The 1,006-nt window shown below is 43.9% G+C and carries 1 protein-coding gene; it reads right to left on the minus strand.

The genetic code is table 11. The features are described 5' to 3' along the window. On the minus strand, positions 1 to 824 hold an 824-nt coding region (gene bgtC, locus ABID23_RS08130), incomplete at its 3' end, for a gene transfer agent tail collar protein BgtC (RefSeq protein ID WP_354191008.1). Positions 825 to 1,006 lie beyond the last annotated feature (182 nt).

A 1,006-nucleotide genomic window follows, 5' to 3' on the forward strand; every position in this document is an offset into this window, starting at 1 on the left:
TACCCCCAGATGATCGTCATATCACCATGCCAACTCTCCTCCTGATTTTCAGCATTAAAAATCGTAAAGGTTTGACCACTATGATCATGCTTTCTTATTGCGTCATTTTGTAAAGTACCCAAATAACGAAAGCGGTCTATCTCGCGGTCATCATCAACGCCACGCAAAAAAACTCCACGCAAATCCGGAACATGAAACTTGCTAAAATTATCACTGTGACCCCACCTGATCCCTATCGCTTCGTAAAGAGCACTATACTCACTGCGCAAATAAGCCTTTCCATCACATAACAACCAGCCTTTCGGTAAAACTTGCATCCCAAAAGCCCCTATCGTCCCTGGGGGACAAACAGCTATAACCGGTCCTGGCGATAAAGAAACCGGCGTAGGATTTAAAACCTGCCAACCAGTTCCATTATAAATCAAGCTATAAATGCATCCCTTTTGAAGCTCCCCTCCCGATAAAGCTAATAAACCGGTGTCTGTTGCCTTGTATACAGGTTGAGCGGCTAAAGCATTCAAGGCAATCGTTGTTGCCCCAACATTCTTACCCTTCGATTTAAAACAAATTGATATACCCTTCTTATACTCTAAAAATGCCGTTTGACTTTCAAGTCTTATCAACGTTGTCTGGTGTTCAGTATCAACTGTAAAAGTGCTTTCAATCACACCACTCGTATCCGATAAATATTCACGCACACGCTGCATCATACCACGAGCGCTGTTATTCACGCTGCTTGGACGCTGCCCTTCTGACCAATCAATTAAAGCATCACAACGCGTATTATCCGCCGCTTTAAGCGACCAATCATAAATCGTCGACATCTCAACCTCATGTCTTAATCGCAAATAGGACAGAAACATTCACGGGGCGCGTCTCTCCTTCTCCCGTGCTTTTCAAAACAACATTTCCCCCTTCATCAAGGGTATAGGGCTCTACAATATAGCCCCCTAAATTCTCACGCTCTATGCCCATAAAATTCGCTAGAAAACCACCCCCAAACAAG

The sequence above is a fragment of the Bartonella silvatica genome (assembly GCF_040545155.1).
GTDB classification, from domain to species: Bacteria; Pseudomonadota; Alphaproteobacteria; order Rhizobiales; family Rhizobiaceae; genus Bartonella; species Bartonella silvatica.